This window comes from Kribbella sp. NPDC050459 (genome assembly GCF_040655315.1).
Lineage (GTDB): Bacteria > Actinomycetota > Actinomycetes > Propionibacteriales > Kribbellaceae > Kribbella.
The window spans coordinates 220122-239995 of the sequence record NZ_JBFAJQ010000004.1 but is presented as its reverse complement, the minus strand read 5'-3'; the positions used below and the strand labels follow the sequence as shown (position 1 = coordinate 239995).

Below are 19874 nucleotides of genomic sequence, written 5' to 3'. Positions count from 1 at the left end.
GCCGGTCGTCCCTCAGACACCCAGGACCTGGCAGAGGAGGTCCAGGGCGCCGGGGTAGGCGTGGTCGGGTGGGGTGCCGTAGCCGACGATCACGGCTTGGCGGGTGGCCGGCGTGGGGTCGAAGTGGTACGTCGTGAGCGTGGTCAGGCCGAGGCCCTGCCGGGCGGCCCGGGTGACGATGTCCTCGGCGTCGCCGGGCACGTCGAGCAGGACGTGCATTCCGGCCGAGATGCCGGCGACCTCGACGGTCGGCGCGCGGACCGCGAGCAGCTCGACCAGGCGGTCGCGGCGGCGCCGGTAGTGCAGGCGGGACCGCCGTACGTGCCGGTCGTAGTGGCCGGAGGCGATGAACTCCGCGAGGACGAGCTGTTCCAGCGTCGCGGTCTGGTAGTCGGCGGTCCGCTTCGCGGCGACGACCGGCTCGATGAGGCGCTGCGGCAGCACCATCCACGCCAGCCGCAGTCCGGGCGCGAGGCTCTTGCTCGCCGTGCCGGTGTAGACGACGCGCTCCGGGTCGAGCGCCTGCAACGCCCCGACCGCCTGCCGGTCGTAGCGGAACTCCCCGTCGTAGTCGTCCTCGATCAGCACCGCCCCCGACTCCCGCGCCCATTCGACAGCAGCCGTACGACGCTCCGGCGCCAGCGGCACGCCCGTCGGCATCTGGTGCGCCGGCGTGAGCAGCACCCCCTGCCCGGTCAGCCTCGACGTCTGCGCACCCAATTCGTCCACCGGTACGGCGGCCACCTCCAGGCCGCGGGCCCGGATCACGTCGCGGTGCAGCCCGTACCCGAACTCCTCGACCGCCATCGTCGTCCCGCCGAGCGTCCGGACCGCCTCGCCGAGCAGGCTCACAGCCTGCACGTAACCCGAACAGATCAGGATCCGTTCCGGGTCGGCGCGGACGCCGCGGGCCCGGGCGAGGTAGTCCGCGAGCACGGTGCGCAGCTCGATCCGGCCGCGCGGATCGCTCAGCCCGAACGCCTCGTTCGGCGCCGAGATGAGCGCCTTGCGCGCGGCCGCCAGCCACTCGGTCCGCGGGAACGTCGCCACGTCCGGCGCTCCCGGCGTCAGGTCGTACCGGAAGGTGCGGGCCTCGGGCAACAGCACGGACGGCGCCGGCGGCACGGCAGCCCGGTTCGCGACGACCGTCCCGGACCCCTGCCGCGCCGTCAGCCACCCCTCCGCGACCAGCTGCCCGTACGCGTCCGCGACGGTGTTCCGCGCGATCCCGAGGTCCTTGGCCAACGACCGCGACGACGGCAACCGGGTCCCGGCCACCAGCCGCCCACTCCGGATCGACTCGTGCAACGCCCGCACCAGGTCCCCCCGGCCGCGCGCCGACGTCAGCTCGAGATGCAGGTCGGCCCCCGAATCCTCCATGGCACGGGACCATACAGCGATCAGGCCCGCGAGGACCTCGGCAGGAGCGCGCTCACCAGCGCGATCGCCGGTCCCAGAGCGGCCGCAACCAGGAACACCAGGTGGTAGCCGCCGACTGCGACCGTGGTCAGCACCGCGAGGCCGATCGATCCGCCGATCTGGCTCGCGGTGTTGGCGAGCCCGCCGACGATCCCCGCGTCGTCCTCGGCCACCCCGGCGGTCACCGTGGCCATCAGCGTCGGGAACGTCAGCCCGATCCCGCCCGCGACCAGCAGCATCGGCCCGAGCACGGCGAGCAGGTACCCGCTGCCGGAGCCCGCCTGGGACAGCCAGCCGAAGCCGGCCAGGAACAGGACGGCGCCGGCGAGGATCAGCGGACGCACGCCGGTCCGCGGAAGCAGCCCGGCGGCCAGCCGCGCGACGACCACGAACGTGACGGCTGCAGGTGTCTGTCCGAGCCCGGCGCGCAACGCGCTGTAGCCGAGCACGTTCTGGAGCAGCAGCGAACCGAAGTACCACATCGCGATCCCGATCCCGCCGAACACCAGCAACATGGCGGTGCCGACCGCGACCCTGCGGCTCCGGAACAACCGCAACGGCAGCATCGGCCGGACGGCGATCCGCGCCTCGACAATCGTGAACGCGACGAGGAGCAGCACCCCGGCGAGCACCGGGCCGACGACCCGGACCGACGTCCACTCGTGGTCCGCGCTCTGCATGACCCCGAAGATCGCCGCCGCCAGCCCCGCTGTTGCCGTCAGCGCACCGGTCAGGTCGAGCGGCTCGCGTCGCAGTGGACGGGCGCCGGGCAGCGATGTCAGCGCCGCCGCGATGAGTGCGACACCGATCGGCACGTTGATCAGAAAGATCCAGCGCCAGGACAGCCCGGTCGTGAGGGCGCCGCCGGCGAGCGCACCCGCCGTACCTCCGATGCCGCCCGCGGCCGACCAGGCGCCGAACGCTCGCGCCCGCTCGTGCGGCTCGGTGAAGGCCGTGTTGAGCACGGCCAGGGTCGCCGGCGCCAGCAGAGCCGACCCGATGCCCTGGACGACCCGGGCAGCGACGAGAACCTCGGGCGAGGTCGCCAGGCCGGCCAGCAGACTGGCCGCGGCGAACAGGAGCAGTCCCGACACCAGGAGGCGACGACGACCGAAGAGGTCCGCGGCGCGGCCGCCGAGCAGCAGGAAGCCCGCGAAGGTCAGCAGGTACCCGTTCACGACCCAGGCCAGGCCGGTGCCGCTGAATCCCAGGTCCACCTGGATCGAGGGCATCGCGACGTTCACGATCGAGGCGTCGAGGATCACCATGAACTGACTGACACAGGCCAGCGCGAGGATCAGACGACCGGTCCTGGGGAGCGTTTGGCTGGACACGGGTCAGGCCTCCTGGCCGAGTCGCGGGTAGTCGGTGTAGCCCCGGTGGTCGCCGCCGAAGAACGTGCCGCGGTCCGGGGAGTTGTACGGACCGCCGGCCGCGAGCCGGGCCGGCAGGTCGGGGTTGGCGAGGAACAGCGCGCCGAAGGCGACCAGGTCCGCCGTACCGTCCTCGATCAGGCGCAGTTCGTCGGGCCCGGTCGGCTCGGGTGAGGTGTGCGGGTTGAGGATCAGCGTGCCTGCCCACTCTTTGCGCAGCCGGTGCGTCAGCTCGCGTCCGCGGGGCGCCTCCATCACGTGCAGGTAGCTGAGCCCGAGCGGTGCGAGACCTGTCAGCAACGCCAGGTAGGTGTCCTCCGGATCGTCCTCGGCGATGTCGTTGACCGGGCTGCCCGGCGAGATCCGGAATCCGGTCCTGCCCGGCCCGATCGCCGCGGTCACCGCCGTCGCCACCGCGACGCCGAACCGGGCCCGGGCCGCCGGCGATCCGCCCCACCTGTCGGTACGGCGGTTCGTGTTCGGCGCGAGGAACTGGTGGATCAGGTACCCGTTGGCGCCGTGCAGCTCGACCCCGTCGAAGCCGGCCGCGATCGCGTTGCGCGCCGCGCCGGCGAAGTCGTCGGCGGTGCGCGCGATGCCGGCGTCGGTCAACGCGGCCGGCGTGACGAAGGCCTTCGGGCCGTCATGGGTGAAGACCTGCCCGGCCGCGCGGGTCTCCGACGGGGCGACCGGGTGCAGGCCGTCAGGCAGCAGGCTCGGATGCCCGATCCGGCCGGTGTGCAGGAGCTGGGCGTAGATCACGCCGCCGGCCGTGTGCACCGCGTCCGTCACCCGGCGCCAGGCCGCGACCTGCTCGGGCGAGTGCAGCCCGGGGGTGTCGGGATACCCCTGGCCGACCGGCGACGGCTGGGTTCCTTCGGTGACGATCAGGCCGGCGCCGGCGCGCTGCGCGTAGTACTCGGCCGCGAGGTCGCCGGGAACGGCGCCCGGCCCGTGGGCGCGGCTCCTCGTCATCGGCGACATGACGATGCGGTTGGCCAGGCGTACGCCGCCCAGCTCGTAGGGATCGAACGCGAGGGACATAGGGGTTCCGTTCTGTCCGGAGAGCATTACCTGTTCGAACAGGTAATGTACGGGATCCATTCCCGAACCGCTTTTGAATAAGGCATGCTAGAGTTCAGCTGTCCGAACAGCTACCAGAGGAACCGATGACTCAGCCGTCGATGCCGGCCCAGCCGCTGACCAACGCGATCGTCCGGGTGGCCCGGCTGCAGCGCCTGCTCGCGCAGCAGATGCTGCGCGGCGTCGGCCTGCACCTCGGCCAGGAGTTGGTGATGATGCAGCTGTGGGAGCGCGGTCCGCAGACCCAGACCGACCTGGTCCGCACGCTCGATTCGGATTCCGCGACGATGACCCGGATGGTCCGGCGCCTCGAGAACGCGGGCTTCGTCCGCACCCGGCCGAGCCCGACCGACAAGCGCGCCACGATCGTCGAGCCGACGCCGGCCAGCCAGGCAGTCCGCCGCGAGGTCGAGCGCAGCTGGGCGGAGCTGGAGAGGATCGCGGTCGGCGACCTCACGCCGGAGCAGCGGTCCGACGCCCTCGACCTTCTGGCGCAGCTCGAGGCGAACCTCGCGTCATCCCGAAATGGCCCTTCGATCCGCGAGTGAAGTGGACCAGGTATCTGGGCCGATCCGGCCGTAGGTTGAGGGTATGACAACGACGATGCGGCGGGTCAAGCTCGCCAACCTGGCGCCTGACTTCTACCAGGCGATGATCGAGCTGGATCGGGTGTCCGACACCGGCCTGGACCCGAAGCTCGCGCACCTGGTGCGGATCCGGGCCTCGCAGATCAACGGGTGCTCGTACTGCACCGACATGCACTCCCTCGACCTGCTGCAGTTCGGCGCGGACCAGCAGCAACGGATCGCCCTGCTCCCGGTCTGGCGGGAATCGGCGAAGTTCTACACCGAGCAGGAGAAGGCCGCACTGCAGCTGACCGAGGCGATCACGCTGATCAGCGTGGACCACGTCCCCGACGACGTGTACGAGGTCGCGGCGCAGGCGTTCGACGAGAAGGACCTGGCGCGGCTGATCTCGCTGATCATCACGATCAACATGTGGACCCGGGTCGGGGTGACCGGGAAGATGGAGCCCGGTCACTACCAGCCGTGAGGTCGCATCGATGACTGCCGAGAAGTTCAGGGCCCAGCACCACGGCGGCACTCCCCTGGTCCTCCCCAACGCGTGGGACCCGGTGAGCGCCCGCCTGGTCGCCGAGGCCGGTTTCGCCGCCGTGGCCACCAGCAGCGGAGCCGTCGCCCGCGTGCTCGGGTACGACGACGGGCAGCTGACCCCGCCGGAGACGATGTTCGCCGCCGTCGCACGGATCGCCGGCGCGGTCGACGTACCGGTGACGGCCGACATGGAGGCCGGGTACGGCCTGCCGCCGAAGGAGTTCGCCGAGCGGTTGCTGGAGACCGGCGCGGTCGGCTGCAACCTCGAGGACTCGGCCGGCGGCGCGCTGGTCGACGTCGCGCGGCAGGCCGACTACCTGGCCGAGGTACGGGCCGCCGCGGGAGCCGAGCTGGTGATCAACGCCCGCGTCGACACCTTCATCCGCCCGGTCGACGACCCGGTCGGCGAGGCCGTCCGGCGGGGGCGCGAATACCGTCGCGCCGGCGTCGACTGCGTCTACCCGATCCTCGCGCCGCTGGACCAGCTGGCCCAGGTGGCGGCCGAGGTCGGCGGGCCGATCAACGGCCACGCGAAGGTCGGCGGCCCGACGCCGGCCGAGCTCGCCGCCGCCGGCGCCACCCGGATCTCGTACGGGACGAGCGTGCACGACTACCTGATGACGCAGCTCCGGGAGCTACTCCCGACGCTCACGTCGTAAGGCGTAGACGAGCGCCCAGTCCTGGTCGTTCGCGAGCGGATCGGCGATGTGGGCGGGCTGCCCGTTGACGCAGCTCGGGTACACGAATGCGCAGGTCGCCGATCCGTCCGTGGCGAAGCTGACCAGGTTCGCGCGGAGGATCGCGTCCTCCGCGCGGTCCAGCCAGGCGGCGTCCGCGGGCGTGCCGAGTTCGCGCGGCCAGGCGGCGTACACGACCGCGCTCAACGCGGACCAGTAGTGCGGGAAGACGTCGCCCCACAGCCGCAGCCGCCCGAACCAGTAGCCGTCCCAGTGCCGGATCGGGACGTGCCGCAGCCGGACGTCGGGCTGGTCGGCGGCGAACGCGGTCAGCCACGGCAGGCGCCGGGTCAGCTCGGCGCCGTCGATCTCGTCCGGCGCGATCCGGTACGCCGCGACGAGCAGCTCGAGCAGCGGGGCGACCATCGACTGCTCGTAGTTGACCTCGTGCGGCGGCAGCTCGTCGCCGTACGAGACGAAGGTCTTCGCGTGCCGGACCAGGTGGTCGTGCAGGCCGAGCTCGCTGAGCAGCGGGCCGAGGTCGAAGGCGAGGAAGTGGTCGCCGCCGAGCTCGTAGTACCGGTCCAGGATGCGGGTCGCCCCGGCGCGATCGCCCTGGCCGAGCAGGAAGCGGGCGAACCAGGGGAAGTTATACAGGCGGACGGCGTTCTGGTGGATGCTGTCGTCCTGGATCGTGCCCTGGTCGTCGAGCAGATGGTCGCGGACGAACTGCTCGTAGCCGGCCAGCGCCTCGTCCAGCTCGGCGCGGTCGCCCCACCCGCGGTCGCGGACCTCCTGCAGCAGCAGCGCCATGCCGACGCGTTCACGGGCGTCGGACCAGTCGCGCCACGCGCTCGAGAGGACTGTGAGCCCGCTGTCGTTGTCGTACGGCACGAACGCGTACTTGCGGCTGTCGTCGAGCTCGGGCCGGCGTTGCCGGTCCAGCACGAACCGTGCCCGGCGCTCGGCGACCTGCCGGAGCGGTTCGTGGAACAGTACGGCTATCCGCGCGTTGCCGTCCGGCGCGTCGACGTACTGGAGACCCGGCTCGGTGGCGGTGATCTCGCGTCCGTCGTGCAGCCGGATCGTCTCGCCGAGCTCGGCCGCGAGGCGGTCGGCGCCGATCAGCGGCGCGCGGTCCGCGTGGAAGGCGGGCAGGTCGTCGTACCAGGCCAGCTGCCAGGTCCAGCGGTACGACTGGCCGGGGTCCAGGACCTTGGTCGGCTGGCCGCCCATCGCGTGCGGCGCGCGGGCGTGGTCGGTGACGTGGAGGTAGATGTGGCCGCGGATGTTGCTGCTCGTGCCGGGCTCGCGGGACTCGACCGAGTACGCCCAGAGCTCGCCTTCCTCGAGCTGCAGGCCGAGCCCCGGACCGCTGCCGTCCATCGGCACCGCCCACACCCAGGCGTCCGCGCCGCCGGTCCAGACATGGGCGTGCACCGCACCGGTGAGACTCTCCCGGCTGGAGGTGTAGACGTCGCGGTACGGCGTACTGATGGCCAGCGACCCGATCTCGACCGGATCCGTGCCGGTGTTGCGCAGCTCGTACGTCTCGGTCCACTGCTCGCCGAAGCGGCGGCCGACGCGCAACTCGAGATCGCCGAACCGGTACATGAGGTCGATGCCGCTGCTCCGCCACCGGGTGAACGCGGGGGTGTCGAACCGGTGCGCGCCGCGATCGGTGATCACGAAGCCCTTGCCCCAGGCGTGCAGGCTGTCGTGCACAACCCCCTCGTCCAGCAGGATGCGTCTGCCGTCCGGATGCAGCACCTGCGCGACCGAGCCGTCGTCGGCGAGCTGGACCGTCCCGCGACCGAAATCAAAACTTTCCACGATCCGCCAACCTATCGATGTCGAGAACCGCGCGACGGCTCCGTCCCCCTGATGAGAACCGACCTCCGCAGCGATGGGAACCGAGATGAACAAGCAGCAGATCGCCGAGATCCTCGCCGAGCCGTACGCACGCCAGCTCCTCGACGGGCCGGAGCCGGCCCGGTTCGCCTACGACGGCCTGGACGGGGACCCGCGGGTCGTCCCGATCGGCTTCTGGGTCGAGGGCGACCAGATCCTGATCGCCACCGTGCCGAAGGCCGCCAAGGTCGCCGCGCTCCGCAAGAATCCGAAGGTCGCGCTGACCATCGACACCGGGGCGTTCCCGCCCAAGGTCCTGCTGCTGCGCGGCACCGCCGAGCTCAGCACCGTCCCGGGTGTCCCCGAGGGCTACCTCGTCGCCGGTCACAAGGTGATGACCGACGAGCAGTACCCGGCCTGGGAGGCCGGTGTGAAGGGGCTGTACGACGAGATGGTCGTCATCACGATCACGCTGACCTGGGCCAAGCTGCTCGACTTCGAGACCACGATCCCGAAGGCCGTCGAGGACCTGATCAAACAGAAGAGCGCAAGCTGACCGGTTACGGCCAGATCGAATCGAGCTCGGCGACCTCGAGGCGTTCGATCGTGCAATCGGCTCCGGACGCGGTGAGAGTGAGCTCGTGGTGACCCGGCTGGACGCAGGCCGTCAGCGAGGCCTCACCGTCGTTGGCGAAGACCTCGACGGACGTCATGTCCACGAGGATGTCGAGTTTGGTGAGCGCGGTGATCGTCGGCTGTTCACCGTCGAGTACGGCGATGCTGCCCGACGTCACAGAGACTCGCGTGCCACAGATGTCGAACGCCAGCTCGCCGTCTGCCGGCAGGGTCACCTCGCAGGTGATGCGGAGCAGCGGCCACGCCGTACCGATCTGCCAGGGACTGCTGGTGGACAGCACCCGGGCCGGCCAGGCGTTCCGGTCGCGCTCCAGGCTCGCGAGCTCCGGCACCGGCGTGCGGTACAGGCGTAGGCCGTCCGCGGTGCGGTGCAGGCTCAGGTCGCACGGGATGCTCACCTGCTGGTTGAACGGCATGTTCGGGTAGCGGCCGCCGCGCATCCAGGCGACCTGGACGCGGCGCGGGGCGGGATCGGCCGCCCAGCTCTGGGTCGCGTAGAAGTGCGGCCCGCCGTCGACCTGCAACTGCGGTGTCTCCTCGACGAAGGCCTGCCCGTCGAAGCTGCCGACCGAGTAGCGGCCGTCGCCGCGCACGAGGACCCAGCGCGACTCGTCGGTGCCGGCGACCGGGAGCTCGAAGAAGTCCGGGCATTCGAAGCTGTCCGCGATCGAGCTGTCCAGCAGCTCCCAGTGCAGCAGGTCGTCGGAGCGCAACAGCTGGTACCGGTCGTCGCCGTACAGCACCATCACCCACTGCGAGCGCCGATGATCGCGGAACACCATCGGATCGCGCTCCGGCAGGTCAATGATCGGGTTGCCGGCGTAATGCGTCCACGTCCGGCCGCGGTCGAGGCTGTACGAGACGCACTGCGACCGATTGTCGTTGCGCGACCAGAAGGCGACCATGGCCGGCTCCCCGCCGGGCTCGCCGAGGCCGGAGGTGTTGCCGACGTCGACAACGCAGCTGCCCGACTGTACGCCGGTGTCGAGGGACTCCTCGAAGAACGCCGGCTGGAGCTCCGTCCAGTGCACCAGGTCGTTGCTCACGGCATGGATCCAGCACTTGTTCCAGCGCTGCGCGAACAGGTGGTACTCGCCCTCGTGAAAGACCAGACCGTTGAGGTCGTTGAGCCAGCCCTCCTCGCGCTCGACCGGGTTCAGCCGGTGCATGGCCCACTGCCGGGCCGTGAAGTGCAGTTGCGGGCGCAGCGCCTCCCGGTACAGCGGGGGTCTCGTCGTGCCGACCGCCGGGGTCGAGCTCGGCACGACGTCGCTCACGTGCACGTCACTGTGGCCGGCCTCGGAGACGATCTCCAGGTGCGCCTCCTGACCGAGCCTGTCCGTCAGGTCGAAGGAGGCCGGGTGCGGCCGCTCGGTGCCGCGGCCGGTCTCGGTGCGGACGATCTCGCCCTTGACGACGACGTTCAAGCAGGTCTTGTACTCGTAGTCGCCGCCGCCGATCCGGAAGTTCAGGTACGGCTGCGAGATCACGAACGGCGCCGAGACGCGCCGTCCACGCGCGGATGTGGTCCAGGTCAGCGGTTCCGGTGCCTCCATTGCGCGGACAGTAGCACCTGATTCGCCCGCGGACCCGCTGGTACGAGATGCTGGACAATGGCATACCAAACCCTGGAGAGGCCGATGAGCGAAAGCCGGGAGTCGGAGACCGAGCGGGTCACACGGCAACTGCGGGACGAGATCCTGGACGGCGCACGGCTGCCGGGTGAGCGGCTGGTCGAGCGGGAGCTCGCGGCCGCGCTCGACGTCAGCCGGGTGCCGGTGCGCGAGGCTCTGAAGGCGCTCGTCGGCGAGGGACTCGTGACGTTGCGGCCGCGGTCCTGGGCGGTGGTGCGGACGTTCACCGACTCCGACATCGCGGACCTGAGCGAGGTCCGGTCCGCGTTCGAGCCTCTGACGTTCCGACTCGCGGCGGAGCGGCGTACCAGAGCCGGACTCGACCGCCTGCGGGCCGTTCTGGACGAGCAACTCGGCGCGGCGCGCGCCGGGGACGCCGTCGTCTCGCGGCGCACGGCGGCCGACTTCCACGAGCTCGTCACCGAGTTGGCGTCGAACGAGCTGCTCGTCGAGATCGAGCGCCCGTTGCGCAGCCGGATGCGCTGGCTGCTGACCCAGCACGACGACCTGGTCGCGGTCGCCGACCAGCACCAGGAGTTGTTCACCGCGATCGCGAACCGCGACGTCGAGGCCGCCGAACGGCTGGCCGGCGAACACCTCACGCAGTCCCGGACCCTGATCCGGAACAGGCGCGCGGGTGAGTGAGAATTTTGGTATACCATTCCCGGCATGACCTCCTTGCTGCTGGCTGACGTGCGCCCCTGGGGCGGCGACCCGGTCGACGTGACGATCGTCGACGGCGTGATCTCCGACCTCTCTCCCGCCGGGAGCGGAGCGACCGCTGAGCAGCGGATCGAAGGCCGCGGCCTCCTGGCGCTGCCGGGGTTCGTCAACGCGCACGCGCACGTCGACAAGAGCTGGTGGGGCCAGCCGTGGGTGTCGTACGGCGGGGAGCCGACGACTCAGGGCCGGATCGCCCACGAGCGCGCCGAGCGGGACAAGTACGGCATCCCGAGCGTGAGCGGTGCGCAGGCCGTGCTGCGTGAGTTCCTCCGGCACGGGACGACGGCCACCCGCACGCACGTCGACGTCGACCTCGGGGTCGGGCTGCGCGGCATCGCCACGGTGCGCGAGGCCGCGGCCGCGCTCGACGGCGCGGTCGACGTGGAGATCGTGGCGTTCCCGCAGGACGGTGTGCTCCGGCGTCCCGGCGTCCTCGACCTGCTCGACCAGGCCGCCGCCGAAGGCGCGACGAGTATCGGCGGTCTGGACCCGGCGACGATCGACCGCGACCCGGTCGGCCAGCTGGATGCGCTGTTCGAGATCGCCGCCCGGCGCGGGGTCGGGATCGACATCCACCTGCACGACCGCGGCGACCTCGGCGGCTTCCAATACGAGCTGATCGCCGAGCGCACCGTGCAGGCAGGGCTGCAGGGCAAGGTGAACGTCTCGCACGGGTTCGCGCTCGGCGAGCTGCCGCCGGCGCGGCGGGCCGAGCTGGTGGACCACCTCGGCGCGGCCGGGATCTCCTGGACCACGGTCGCCCCGCCGACGTCGGCGCCGTTGCCGTTCCGCGAGATGCGCGCGGCGGGCGTTCCGCTCGGTCTCGGCACCGACGGCATCCGGGACCTGTGGTCGCCGTACGGCGACGGCGACCTGCTGCAGGTCGCGCGCGGTTTCGCCCGGCTGCACGGGCTCCGCACCGACGAGGACCTGACGTACGCCGTCGAGCTTGCGACGACGTACGGCGCCGGGTTCGTGCACCGCGCCAACCACGGCCTCACCGTGGGCGCGCGGGCCGACATCGTGCTGCTCGACGCCGAGAACGCGCCGGACGTGCTGGTGCGCGCGCCGCGTCGCGAGCTCGTGATCGCCGGCGGGCAGGTCGTCGTCCGCGACGGCGAACTCCGGGTGTGAGCAGCGGTACGGCGGTCGGGCGGACGCTGGGCTCACTGCAGGACAACCGCGTCTTCCGGCTGTTCTGGTTCTCGAACCTGTTCTTCTTCGGCGGTGTGTGGACGCAGACGCTCGTGCTCGGGTGGCTCGCGTGGGAGACGACGCACTCCGACTTCCTGGTCGCGGTCTACACGGCGGTGCGGCTGGCGCCGTTGCTGCTCGGGCCATTCGCGGGGGCGTTCGCGGACCGGCACGACCGGGTGCGGTTGCTGATCGTCGCGGCGTCCTGGGCGCTGGTCGCGGTCAGCACTGTCGCCACCCTGGCGTCGCTCGGCAAGGCGTCGTACTGGGTGCTCGTGGTCGGCGGACTGGCGATCGGGCTCGCGCAGTCCCCGTCGCAGCCGGCCCGCGCCTCGCTGGTGATGGACCTGGTCGGTCGGCAGAACCTCAGCAACGCGAACGCGCTGAACTCGATGGCGCTCAACATGACGCAGGTGATCGGCCCCGCGATCGGTGGGCTGCTGATCACCGGGCTCGGCGCCGCGGCCGCGTTGTGGGTCTCGACCTTCTGGTACGCCGTCTCGCTGGTCACGCTGTTGCCCTTGCGCGGGCACGGCCGCGTGGCCGGCGCGCACGCCGGGTCGGCGATCCGGATGGTCACCAGCGGTCTCCGCGACCTCGCGAGGAACCGGCTCGCCTCGACCGTGCTCCTGGTCACGCTGGCCGCGAACACGCTGCTGTGGCCGGTCGCCCAGTCCTTCATGCCGGTGTTCGCCCAGGAGTCGCTCGGACTGGACGCGGCGGGACTCGGCTGGCTCCTCACCTGCGCCGGCGTCGGCGGGCTGACCGGTTCGCTGGTGATCGCCTGGCTCGGCGACTTCCGGTTCAAGGGCGGCCTGTTCGTGATCGGTACGGCGCTGTGGGGCACGCTGTGGTCCCTCTTCGCGCTGTCCCACGACAGGATCGTCGCGTTCGTCCTCACGGCCGCGATCGGTGTGATGAGCGCCGCGTTCGGCGTATTCCAGACGACGTTGCTCCTGATGACCACCGACGAGTCCCTGCACGGTCGCGCGCTGGGCGTCCAGGAGCTGGCGATCGGCATCATGCCGGTTGCCTCCCTCGCTCTCGGCGCGTTCGCCGAGCACTACGGCGTCGGCAGGACAACCTTCGTCAGCGCCCTCCTGCTGGTCGTCCTGGTCGCCGCGCTGGCGATCTGGACTCCGAGCCTGCTGCGCTACAGCGGTTCCGGCTACGGTGACTGATTGACCCACCCGGGAACCTTTCCCGCGCGCCCGACACGTTGCAGGTGTCAGGCGAGAACGGAGGGTCGATGGGGGTTTACCTAGTGGACGACGGGCCGGTGACGGCGTCCGACGGATTGCTGTGGGACCGCGCGGCCGAGGGCGATTCCGGGGCGTTCGGGCAGTTGTACGACCGGCACGCGCAGGCGATCTACAGGTTCCTGTACCGGCGGACCGGCTCGTGGAGTGATGCCGAGGACCTCACGTCCACGGTGTTCCTGCACGCCTGGCGGCGGCGCGCGGACGTGGTCCTCGACCGGGACTCGGCACTCCCCTGGCTGCTGCGGACCGCCGACTACACCGTGCGGAACGAGTGGCGGGCCAAGCTCCGCTACCGCCGGGCGCTCGCGGCGGCGCACGTGCTGGTCCACGACGTCCGGGACCACGCCGACGACGTCGCCGGCCGGCTCGACGACGACCGCCGGGTCCAGCAGGCCCGGGAGTCGCTGCGGCGGCTTCCGAAGCACGAGCGCGAGATCGTCGAACTCTGCATCTGGGCCGGTCTCGACCAGCAGGCCGCCGCGGTCGCCCTCGACGTACCGCTCGGCACGGTCAAGTCCCGGCTGTCGCGGGCCCGCAAGCACCTGCGCGAACTCAATCTTCCTTCTCCGATGGAGTCACCGGCATGATCACCTCTCCTCCCGACCTGCGCCCCGAGACCCGCGAACGCCAGCGCGCCGAGCTGACCGCGATCGTCGCGCACGAGGCGGCCCGCAAGCCCCGCGGCCGCGTTGTACCGCTGCTGGCCGCCGCGGCCGTCCTCGCCGTGACGGCCGGCCTCGCGTTCGGCGTACCGGCACTGCGCCGTGACAACGAGCAAGCTCCCGCGACGCAGCCGCCGCAGGCGGTGGCACCGCTGAACGACGCCGACAAGGCGCGGTTCGCGAAGCTCTGCGCGCAGCGTCACCAGTTTCCGGCGAAGCGCGCTCCGCAGTCGGTGCGCTACCAGGTCCTCGACGGGTTCCGGTTCACGAACCCTCCGGCGGACGCGTACACGACGTCCTGGGTGGTCATCAAGCAGTTCGGCCTGTGGGTGACCTGCGGGCTGGACGCCGAGGGGCGCGTGCAGCAGGGCGATGTGGAGGGCGACAACCAGGACCTGTACCGCGCGATCGAGCCCCGGATGATCGGCGCCGGGCCGTACGCCGCGCACATCAAGCGCATCACGGTTGCCGTCGGCAACCAGGAGCCGGTCGAGGCGGTACTGCGGAACGGCTTCTTCTACACCGCGGTGCCCTACATCCGGGCCCGCGGGCCGCACGTCGACTCGGCCCGTCGCGTGTACGTCGTCCGCGGGTACGACGCGACGGGCAAGGTCGTGTACACCAGCCCGCGGACCGACGGTGAGGCCGCGGCCCTCAGCAGGGCGTGCTACCTCGACCCGAACGGCAAGCTGAGCGTCTGGCAGAGCCACAACCCGCACCCGGACCCGAAGACCTGCCGCCAGGGCTACTTCTGGAACTACGGGCCGAACTAACGGACCACGACGCTCGACTCCGCGGTGAGGGCCAGGAACGTCAGCGACTCCTGCAGGTACAGCTGGACGCTGTCGGCGTCGTGCGAGAGGTACCCGATCGAGAGGTCCTGACCGAGGTGCAGCTCGTAGTCGCCGCCGCGCGTCGACACCAGCAGCGCGCCCTCGAGCGCCGGCGCCCAGATGATCTCGCCGTCGCCGATCAGCCGGGCCAGGTGCTCGCGGATCGGGTAGCCGTGGTCGGTGGTCTCCGCGACCGCGGTGTACGTGTCGGCGGACAGCAGCAGGCTGTACGGACCGCTGACCCCGGCCAGGCGCAACGCGCGCAGGGCCTGGGCGGCGGTGTCCGGCAGCTCGCGCGGATCGGCCGGAAGGGTGAGGACCGGGTTCGAGGAGCTCGGGGCGAGGCCGGTGATCCCGGCCGCGCCGGAGCCGTGGAAGACCAGGTGGTCCTCGGCGTACGCGATCTGCTTGGCAGCGTCCTTGACCGGCTGCCAGTCGGAGTCCTTCGCGCCGCGCTCGACGTCGTCGACGGCCTGCCGCGAGACGGTGAACGGAACCCGCAGCTCGATGATCGGCTGCGCGGTCCGGCGGAGCGCGAGCACTCCCTCGCCCGGCGCCTCGACCGGCTCGGTGTGCCCGGTGCCGACCGAGGACAGGCCCGGCCCGGCCGGGCCGACGAGGTCGACCACGCGGCGGCCGGCGATGTCCCGGGTGAAGGTCCGCCGGGCCTCCTCCTCGATCTCGCCCCACGCGGCGTCCGAGACCGGGGCGAGCTCGCGGTGCAGGTTGTTGGTCATGCGTGACTCCCTTTCAGACTGCCGATGCCCAGCGAGCCGTCCGCGCTGGTGGTGGCCGGCTGGTCGCCGGCGAGGAACGCGGCGGTCGGCACGAAGAACAGGCTGCCGGTGACCGCGGTCGAGAAGTCGAGGATCCGGTCGTGGTTGCCGGGCGGCTCACCGGCGAACATCCGGCGCAGCATCCGCTCGATCACGTCCGGGGTCCCGGCGTACCCGATGAAGTAGGTGCCGAACTCGGCGGATCCGGGCGCGCCGAAGGCCATGTTCTCGCGGACGATCTGCCGCTCGGTCCCGTCCGGGTCGACGATCGTGGTGACCGCGACGTGCGAGTTCGCGGGCTGGTCGGTGAGCTCGATGTCGGCGAGTTTCGACCGGCCGATCACCCGCTCCTGCTCCGCGACCGGCAGCGCCTGCCAGGCGTCGAGGTCGTGCAGGTACTTCTGCACGATCACGTAGCTGCCGCCGGCGTAGGCCGGGTCCTCGGCGCCGATCGTGACCGCGGCGACCGCCGCCGCGCCGGACGGGTTCTCGGTGCCGTCGACGAAGCCGAGAAGATCGCGCTGGTCGAAGTACTTGAACCCGTGCACCTCGTCGCGGAGGTTGACGTGGCCGGCCAGCCGGGCCATCACCTGGCGGGCGAGCTCGAAGCACAGATCGAGGCTCCGGGCGCGCAGGTGGAAGAGCAGATCACCGTGCGTCGCCGGGGCGGTGTGCTTGGCGCCGGACACGCCCCGGAACGGATGCAGGCCGCGCGGCACCGGTTGGCGGTACAGCCGGTGCCAGAGGGAGGCGCCGATGCCGGCCAGACAGCTGAGCCGATCGTCCGGCACCCGGAAACCGACCGAGCGGGTCAGCCCGGCGAGGTCGGCCAGCACGTCCCGCGCGACGCTCTCGGATCCAGGACGGACGTCGAGCACGAGGAAGATCGCTGCCTTCGCGGGCTCCCGCAGCACCTCCTGGATCATGGGGTCAGCATGGTGTCAGGACCACCACTTGCCGCTCTGCGCCAAGGCGTCCGCTGTCAGATGCGTGGTGTCCAGGGCGTCCAGGTCGGCGACCTGCGCGTCGTCCAGCTCGAAGCCGAAGACGTCGAAGTTCTCGACGATCCGGTCCTGGTGGATGGACTTCGGGATGACCGAGAGGCCCTTCTGGATCGCCCAGCGGATCAGGACCTGCGCCGGTGTCCGGCCGGTCGCCGCGGCGATCCGCGCGATCACCGGGTCGTCGAGGTGCCGGCCGGTGCCGAGCGGGCTGTACGCCTGCACGACGACGCCCGCATCCTCGCACGCCGCGACGAGTCCCTTGCGGTACTCGAACGGGCTGAACAGCACCTGGTTCGCGACCGGCTGGATCCGGGCGATCTTGTTCAACTCGGCCAGCTCGGCGGCGCTGAAGTTCGAGATGCCGATGCCCTTGGTGAGCCCGGCGTCGACCGCGGCCTCCATCGCCGGCCAGGCCCACGTCGGTCCGCCCTGCGGCCAGTGGATCAGGTACAGGTCGAGGTAGTCGGTGCCGAGCCGCTCGAGACTCTTCTCCGCCTCGACCCGCGCGTCCTTGCCGCCCGGGTAGAACTTCGTCGTCAGGAAGATCTCCTCGCGCGGGATGCCGCTGTCCCGGATCGCCTTCCCGACGCTGGTCTCGTTGCGGTAGGCCTGCGCGGTGTCGATCAGCCGGTAGCCGGCCTCGAGCGCCCACGTCACGGCACGCTCGCACTCCACGCCGTCGTCCACCTGCCAGACCCCCAGGCCGAGCACCGGGATCTCAGTTCCGTTCGAGAGCGTGCGAGTCATCATGCTCTCCTTCTACCATGCCTTACACCCTGTTGGCGTGGCGTATCACGTCGACCACGTCCGACATCATGCCGGTGAGGTCGTAGTCCTTCGGGGTGTAGACGGCGGCCACCCCGGCCGCGCGCAGTGCCTTGGCGTCGGCGTCGGGGACGATGCCGCCGACGACGACCGGGACGTCCTCCAGACCCGCCTCGCGAAGACCGTCGACGACCTGCGGGACCAGCTCCATGTGAGAGCCGGACAGGATCGAGAGGCCGACGCAGTGCACGTCCTCGGCGACCGCGGCGGCGACGATCTGCTCCGGCGTCAGGCGGATGCCCTGGTAGATGACCTCGAAACCGACGTCGCGCGCCCGGACCGCGACCTGTTCGGCGCCGTTCGAGTGGCCGTCGAGCCCGGGCTTGCCGACCAGGAGGCGGAGCCGGCCGCCCAGCTCCGCGGACGTCGCGGCCACCTTGTCCCGGACCGCGGCGATCTCGGCGCCGCCGCCGGACACACCGACGGAGCCGGCGACCCCAGTCGGTGCGCGATACTCGCCGTACATCTCCCGCAGCACCCCGGCCCACTCCCCGGTCGTCACACCGGCGCGGACACACTCCAGCGTCACCGGCATCAGGTTGTCGGTCGTCTTGGCCGCCGCGCGCAGCTTCGACAGTGCGGTCTCGACGGCGGCTTCGTCCCGCTCGGCACGCCAGGTCCGCAGCGACTCGAGCGCAGCCGCCTCGGCCGCCGGGTCGACGGTCTGGATCGCGGTGTCCAGGTCCGCGGTCAGCGGCGACGGCTCGGTGCTCTCGAACTTGTTCACGCCGACGACGACCTGCTCACCGGACTCGATCCGCTGCCGCCGTTCGGCGTGCGACGCGACGAGCGCCTGCTTCAGGTACCCGGTCTCGACGGCGGCGACCGCACCGCCCATCGCCTGCACCCGGTCGATCTCCTCGCGCGCGCCGTCGACCAGCGCCGACACCTTCGCCTCGATGACGTGCGAGCCGTCGAAGATGTCGTCGTACTCGAGCAGGTCGGACTCGTAGGCCAGCACCTGCTGCATCCGCAGCGACCACTGCTGGTCCCACGGGCGCGGCAGCCCGAGCGCCTCGTTCCACGCCGGCAGCTGGACGGCGCGCGCCCGCGCGTTCTTCGACAGCGTCACGCCGAGCATCTCGAGCACGATCCGCTGCACGTTGTTCTCCGGCTGCGCCTCGGTCAGGCCGAGCGAGTTCACCTGGACGCCGTACCGCAGCCGGCGGGCCTTCGGGTCCGTGACGCCGTACCGCTGCAGGGTCAGCTCGTCCCAGAGCTGGACGAAGGCGCGCATCTTGCAGGTCTCCTCGATGAACCGCACACCGGCGTTCACGAAGAACGAGATCCGCTGCACGACATCACCGAACCGCTCCGGCGGCACCTGCCCGCCGTCGCGGACCCGGTCGAGGACCGCGATCGCGGTGGACAGCGCGAAGGCGAGCTCCTGCACCGGCGTCGCGCCGGCCTCCTGCAGGTGGTAGCTGCAGATGTTGATCGGGTTCCACTTGGGCATGTCCGCGACCGTGTACGCGATCAGGTCGGTGGTCAGCCGCAGCGAGGCGTCCGGCGGGAACGCGTACGTGCCGCGGGACAGGTACTCCTTGACGATGTCGTTCTGCGTGGTGCCGGTCAGCTCGGCCGGCGACGCGCCCTGCTCCTGCGCGGCCACCTGATAGAGCGCGAGCAGCCACATCGCGGTCGCGTTGATGGTCATCGACGTGTTCATCTGCGCCAGCGGGATCTGGTCGAACAGCGCCCGGACGTCACCGAGATGCGCGACCGGTACGCCGACCTTCCCGACCTCGCCCTTCGCGAGCGGGTGGTCCGCGTCGTACCCGGTCTGGGTGGGCAGGTCGAAGGCGACCGACAGCCCGGTCTGGCCCTTCGCGAGGTTCCGGCGGAACAGCGCGTTGGACTCCGCCGCGGACGAGTGGCCCGCGTACGTCCGCATCACCCAGGGTCGATCCTTGTCGGTCGCCATGTACCCGAGAGTAGGACTCTGTGCCCTTGTGAGTCCGCTCCTCGTGACTGGCGTCACCAGGGGTGTGGGTCACATTCAGGCGCTGATGGGTAGGGGTGTCCGCTCGACCTTGAGGACGCGGTGCAGGCGGGTGACCGCGAGGATGCGGACGACCGACGGCATCGGGTGCCAGAGGACCAGCTGGCGGCCGAGCAGCTGGGTGCGGCGATGGGTCGCGACCAGCAGGCCGAGGCCGGTCGCGTCGACCGCGTCGACCTCCTCCAGGTCGACGATCACGTCGCCGTCGGAGGCGTCGATCAGGTCGTTGAGAGTTTGACGGACGTCGCCGACCGAGCGCACGTCCAGGATCCCGGTCAGATGCACCACGTTGTCAGGCTCGAGCATGTGCGTGCCCTCCGCTCTTCCGGCGGCCCCCGAGGTTTCCATCGGCCGCGTGACAGCGCTTGTGTCCGTAAAGACTCCCCGGAGACCCGGAAGGTTGCCAAGGCCTCACGATCTTTTGTTTCGCGCGACAATGGTGTCCGTGTTCGCCGAGCAGTACTTCCTCTTCCCGGTCGTGGCCCTCGCTCTGGCCGGCGTGATGGTCCTGCTCTGCCGCTGGGCGTTCTCGAAGGCGAAGGGCGGATCGCTGGTCCGCCGCGTCGACCACCGCCCGGCCGAGCGGGACGCCTTCGGCCTGCTCGTCGACATCCGCACCGTGCCGAACTACAACGAGGCCCGCGTGCTGGTCAGCCGCCTGCGCATCTTCGGGATCAAGGCGACCGCGGCTCGCACCACCGAGGGCTGGACGGTATACGTCTGGCCGCGGGACGAGGCCGCCGCCCGCGGCCTGCTCGACGCTCCCTGAGCGGCCGTGTCCACCTGAGAGCGATCTCAGGCGTCA

At 71.0% G+C, this 19874-nt stretch carries 20 protein-coding genes; 10 read left to right on the top strand and 10 right to left on the bottom strand.

Annotated features, from left to right (window positions below; genetic code table 11):
- Nucleotides 1-12 precede the first annotated feature (12 nt).
- From AB0I12_RS17135 to AB0I12_RS17125, 3 genes are read right to left on the bottom strand one after another with little or no spacing between them, the layout of a single operon-like run.
- Nucleotides 13-1380 (bottom strand): PLP-dependent aminotransferase family protein, encoded by a 1368-nt coding sequence (locus AB0I12_RS17135; protein ID WP_359930141.1) that lies wholly within the window; start codon nt 1378-1380, stop codon nt 13-15.
- A gap of 20 nt (nt 1381-1400) precedes the next feature.
- Entirely contained in the window at nt 1401-2753 is a 1353-nt protein-coding gene (locus AB0I12_RS17130) for an MFS transporter (RefSeq protein WP_359930140.1), read from the bottom strand.
- Between the two features lie 3 nt (nt 2754-2756).
- Nucleotides 2757-3836, bottom strand: coding sequence for an alkene reductase (locus tag AB0I12_RS17125; RefSeq protein ID WP_359930138.1), 1080 nt, complete (start codon nt 3834-3836; stop codon nt 2757-2759).
- A 125-nt stretch (nt 3837-3961) separates the two neighbouring features.
- Between AB0I12_RS17125 and AB0I12_RS17120 the strand changes: the two genes are divergently transcribed.
- From AB0I12_RS17120 to AB0I12_RS17110, 3 genes are read left to right on the top strand one after another with little or no spacing between them, the layout of a single operon-like run.
- Nucleotides 3962-4423, top strand: a complete 462-nt coding sequence (locus tag AB0I12_RS17120; RefSeq protein ID WP_359930136.1) for a MarR family winged helix-turn-helix transcriptional regulator — start codon at nt 3962-3964, stop codon at nt 4421-4423.
- 43 nt (nt 4424-4466) lie between these two features.
- Nucleotides 4467-4928 (top strand): carboxymuconolactone decarboxylase family protein, encoded by a 462-nt coding sequence (locus AB0I12_RS17115; protein ID WP_359930134.1) that lies wholly within the window; start codon nt 4467-4469, stop codon nt 4926-4928.
- A 10-nt stretch (nt 4929-4938) separates the two neighbouring features.
- A complete protein-coding gene (locus AB0I12_RS17110) occupies nt 4939-5649 on the top strand; it encodes an isocitrate lyase/phosphoenolpyruvate mutase family protein (RefSeq protein ID WP_359930132.1) in 711 nt (236 codons plus the stop codon).
- Here AB0I12_RS17110 and AB0I12_RS17105 read toward each other — a convergent pair.
- On the bottom strand, nt 5626-7500 hold the full coding sequence (locus AB0I12_RS17105) for a hypothetical protein (protein ID WP_359930130.1): 1875 nt from the start codon (nt 7498-7500) through the stop codon (nt 5626-5628). The genes AB0I12_RS17110 and AB0I12_RS17105 overlap by 24 nt on opposite strands.
- Before the next feature lie 85 nt (nt 7501-7585).
- Between AB0I12_RS17105 and AB0I12_RS17100 the strand changes: the two genes are divergently transcribed.
- The gene (locus tag AB0I12_RS17100) at nt 7586-8074 is read left to right on the top strand and encodes a pyridoxamine 5'-phosphate oxidase family protein (RefSeq protein ID WP_359930128.1); all 489 of its coding nucleotides are present in this window, start codon (nt 7586-7588) and stop codon (nt 8072-8074) included.
- 4 nt (nt 8075-8078) lie between these two features.
- On the opposite strand, the gene AB0I12_RS17095 is transcribed toward AB0I12_RS17100, so the two are convergent.
- Nucleotides 8079-9710, bottom strand: coding sequence for a glycoside hydrolase family 32 protein (locus AB0I12_RS17095; RefSeq protein WP_359930126.1), 1632 nt, complete (start codon nt 9708-9710; stop codon nt 8079-8081).
- A gap of 84 nt (nt 9711-9794) precedes the next feature.
- Here AB0I12_RS17095 and AB0I12_RS17090 point away from each other — a divergent pair, with 84 nt between their 5' ends.
- From AB0I12_RS17090 to AB0I12_RS17070, 5 genes are all read left to right on the top strand, one after another.
- A complete protein-coding gene (locus AB0I12_RS17090) occupies nt 9795-10433 on the top strand; it encodes a GntR family transcriptional regulator (protein ID WP_359930124.1) in 639 nt (212 codons plus the stop codon).
- 24 nt (nt 10434-10457) lie between these two features.
- Complete coding sequence (locus AB0I12_RS17085; protein WP_359930122.1) at nt 10458-11645, top strand: amidohydrolase; 1188 nt, start codon at nt 10458-10460, stop codon at nt 11643-11645.
- Nucleotides 11642-12886: an MFS transporter gene (locus tag AB0I12_RS17080; RefSeq protein WP_359930121.1), complete on the top strand. Its 1245-nt coding sequence runs from the start codon at nt 11642-11644 to the stop codon at nt 12884-12886. The genes AB0I12_RS17085 and AB0I12_RS17080 overlap by 4 nt, the downstream gene beginning before the upstream one ends.
- 68 nt (nt 12887-12954) lie before the next feature.
- Nucleotides 12955-13554, top strand: coding sequence for a sigma-70 family RNA polymerase sigma factor (locus AB0I12_RS17075; RefSeq protein ID WP_359930119.1), 600 nt, complete (start codon nt 12955-12957; stop codon nt 13552-13554).
- Nucleotides 13551-14402 (top strand): hypothetical protein, encoded by an 852-nt coding sequence (locus tag AB0I12_RS17070; RefSeq protein WP_359930117.1) that lies wholly within the window; start codon nt 13551-13553, stop codon nt 14400-14402. Before AB0I12_RS17075 ends, AB0I12_RS17070 begins: the two co-directional genes overlap by 4 nt.
- Here the strand turns inward: AB0I12_RS17070 and AB0I12_RS17065 are convergent.
- From AB0I12_RS17065 to AB0I12_RS17045, 5 genes are all read right to left on the bottom strand, one after another.
- On the bottom strand, nt 14399-15199 hold the full coding sequence (locus AB0I12_RS17065; RefSeq protein ID WP_359930116.1) for a family 1 encapsulin nanocompartment shell protein: 801 nt from the start codon (nt 15197-15199) through the stop codon (nt 14399-14401). The two genes, AB0I12_RS17070 and AB0I12_RS17065, sit on opposite strands and share 4 nt — an antisense overlap.
- Nucleotides 15196-16164 (bottom strand): Dyp-type peroxidase, encoded by a 969-nt coding sequence (locus AB0I12_RS17060; protein ID WP_359930114.1) that lies wholly within the window; start codon nt 16162-16164, stop codon nt 15196-15198. The genes AB0I12_RS17065 and AB0I12_RS17060 overlap by 4 nt, the downstream gene beginning before the upstream one ends.
- Before the next feature lie 15 nt (nt 16165-16179).
- On the bottom strand, nt 16180-16989 hold the full coding sequence (locus AB0I12_RS17055; RefSeq protein WP_359930113.1) for an aldo/keto reductase: 810 nt from the start codon (nt 16987-16989) through the stop codon (nt 16180-16182).
- A 22-nt stretch (nt 16990-17011) separates the two neighbouring features.
- Nucleotides 17012-18991, bottom strand: a complete 1980-nt coding sequence (locus AB0I12_RS17050) for a protein meaA (protein WP_359930111.1) — start codon at nt 18989-18991, stop codon at nt 17012-17014.
- Between the two features lie 75 nt (nt 18992-19066).
- Entirely contained in the window at nt 19067-19375 is a 309-nt protein-coding gene (locus AB0I12_RS17045) for an STAS domain-containing protein (protein WP_359930109.1), read from the bottom strand.
- Between the two features lie 130 nt (nt 19376-19505).
- On the opposite strand from AB0I12_RS17045, the gene AB0I12_RS17040 reads away from it, so the two are divergent.
- Nucleotides 19506-19838 (top strand): hypothetical protein, encoded by a 333-nt coding sequence (locus AB0I12_RS17040; RefSeq protein WP_359930108.1) that lies wholly within the window; start codon nt 19506-19508, stop codon nt 19836-19838.
- The last annotated feature ends 36 nt before the right edge of the window (nt 19839-19874 follow it).

Bases quoted from the DNA above. Each gene is read 5' to 3' on its own strand.
- AB0I12_RS17135 (WP_359930141.1), bottom strand. From the start codon at position 1,380: ATGGAGGATTCGGGGGCCGACCTGCATCTCGAGCTGACGTCGGCGCGC.
- AB0I12_RS17125 (WP_359930138.1), bottom strand. From the start codon at position 3,836: ATGTCCCTCGCGTTCGATCCCTACGAGCTGGGCGGCGTACGCCTGGCC.
- AB0I12_RS17120 (WP_359930136.1), top strand. From the start codon at position 3,962: ATGACTCAGCCGTCGATGCCGGCCCAGCCGCTGACCAACGCGATCGTC.
- AB0I12_RS17115 (WP_359930134.1), top strand. From the start codon at position 4,467: ATGACAACGACGATGCGGCGGGTCAAGCTCGCCAACCTGGCGCCTGAC.
- AB0I12_RS17110 (WP_359930132.1), top strand. From the start codon at position 4,939: ATGACTGCCGAGAAGTTCAGGGCCCAGCACCACGGCGGCACTCCCCTG.
- AB0I12_RS17100 (WP_359930128.1), top strand. From the start codon at position 7,586: ATGAACAAGCAGCAGATCGCCGAGATCCTCGCCGAGCCGTACGCACGC.
- AB0I12_RS17095 (WP_359930126.1), bottom strand. From the start codon at position 9,710: ATGGAGGCACCGGAACCGCTGACCTGGACCACATCCGCGCGTGGACGG.
- AB0I12_RS17090 (WP_359930124.1), top strand. From the start codon at position 9,795: ATGAGCGAAAGCCGGGAGTCGGAGACCGAGCGGGTCACACGGCAACTG.
- AB0I12_RS17085 (WP_359930122.1), top strand. From the start codon at position 10,458: ATGACCTCCTTGCTGCTGGCTGACGTGCGCCCCTGGGGCGGCGACCCG.
- AB0I12_RS17075 (WP_359930119.1), top strand. From the start codon at position 12,955: ATGGGGGTTTACCTAGTGGACGACGGGCCGGTGACGGCGTCCGACGGA.
- AB0I12_RS17070 (WP_359930117.1), top strand. From the start codon at position 13,551: ATGATCACCTCTCCTCCCGACCTGCGCCCCGAGACCCGCGAACGCCAG.
- AB0I12_RS17065 (WP_359930116.1), bottom strand. From the start codon at position 15,199: ATGACCAACAACCTGCACCGCGAGCTCGCCCCGGTCTCGGACGCCGCG.
- AB0I12_RS17060 (WP_359930114.1), bottom strand. From the start codon at position 16,164: ATGATCCAGGAGGTGCTGCGGGAGCCCGCGAAGGCAGCGATCTTCCTC.
- AB0I12_RS17055 (WP_359930113.1), bottom strand. From the start codon at position 16,989: ATGACTCGCACGCTCTCGAACGGAACTGAGATCCCGGTGCTCGGCCTG.
- AB0I12_RS17050 (WP_359930111.1), bottom strand. From the start codon at position 18,991: ATGGCGACCGACAAGGATCGACCCTGGGTGATGCGGACGTACGCGGGC.
- AB0I12_RS17045 (WP_359930109.1), bottom strand. From the start codon at position 19,375: ATGCTCGAGCCTGACAACGTGGTGCATCTGACCGGGATCCTGGACGTG.
- AB0I12_RS17040 (WP_359930108.1), top strand. From the start codon at position 19,506: ATGGTGTCCGTGTTCGCCGAGCAGTACTTCCTCTTCCCGGTCGTGGCC.